The sequence below is a fragment of the Alteromonas sp. ABV4_515 genome (assembly GCF_056160345.1).
Genome location: NZ_JBSWWZ010000022.1, coordinates 1 through 883 on the forward strand (window position 1 = coordinate 1; position 883 = coordinate 883).

General features: G+C 43.7%; 2 protein-coding genes. Both read right to left on the reverse strand.

Annotated elements, in window-relative coordinates; translation table 11 throughout:
* Window positions 1-190: 190 nt before the first annotated feature.
* The gene (locus ACXAGX_RS20480; protein ID WP_394223158.1) at window positions 191-454 is read right to left on the reverse strand and encodes a Txe/YoeB family addiction module toxin; all 264 of its coding nucleotides are present in this window, start codon (window positions 452-454) and stop codon (window positions 191-193) included.
* Entirely contained in the window at window positions 447-701 is a 255-nt protein-coding gene (locus tag ACXAGX_RS20485; RefSeq protein ID WP_474840697.1) for a type II toxin-antitoxin system Phd/YefM family antitoxin, read from the reverse strand. Before ACXAGX_RS20485 ends, ACXAGX_RS20480 begins: the two co-directional genes overlap by 8 nt.
* Window positions 702-883: the final 182 nt, after the last annotated feature.

Consider the following 883-nt stretch of genomic DNA (forward strand, 5'->3'; position numbering starts at 1 on the left):
CCATACTCAACTATTTCTGCTTGATTATTTGTATAAACATCATCCATTTACTGCGAACTCTCCGTAAAATATAACACCCAAATAAGGGGCAGTAACACATGGGCTAGAATCCGAGCGAAGCGACAGAGCCCATGTGTTACTGTCCCAGCGAGCCTGCGAGCGGCTTAATTTGATTGTTAGCTGCCACCTACTAGTAATGGTAACGACACGAGATAACCGTAATTGCGGTATCGTCCACGGCATATACCAAACGGTTGGTGTCATCTATTCTGCGGGACCAGAAACCTGAAAGATTCTCTTTAAGAGGTTCCGGTTTTCCAATTCCATCAAATGGAGAACGCTTAACATCTGAAATTAACTTATTGATACGTTTCAATGTTTTCTTGTCTTGAGTCTGCCAATAAACGTAACTATTCCAAGCTTCATCAGTCCATGATAACAACCTGTTACTCATCAATAAGTTCTCGCTGGCTCGTTTTTGCTGCTTTAAACTGTGCTATTGAACGATTTAAGTGTTCAGCGTTCGCTGGAGAACGAAGTAGATGAACGGTTTCCATAAGGCTGTTGTAGTAATCTAATGACATTACAACAGCATCTTCAGAGTCACGACGAGTGATTACTGTTGTATCTGCATCGTTGATGACATTGTCCAAAACAGCTTTTAGACCATTTCGAGCTTCGGTAAAAGAGACAATTCTCATTTTGCACCCCACTTGTACATTATATTGGACAAGTTTAGATCAGAAATGAGCACATGTACAGGATGTTGTGCATTACTGTGCCGTGGCAGCTAACGCGCTGCTTAGGGGCGCAAACACGGCGGCTATAATCGGAACGAAGTGACACAGCCGCAGTGTTTGTGTCCCAGCGAGCCCGCGAGCGG

Bases quoted from the DNA above. Each gene is read 5' to 3' on its own strand.
- ACXAGX_RS20480 (WP_394223158.1), bottom strand. From the start codon at position 454: ATGAGTAACAGGTTGTTATCATGGACTGATGAAGCTTGGAATAGTTAC.
- ACXAGX_RS20485 (WP_474840697.1), bottom strand. From the start codon at position 701: ATGAGAATTGTCTCTTTTACCGAAGCTCGAAATGGTCTAAAAGCTGTT.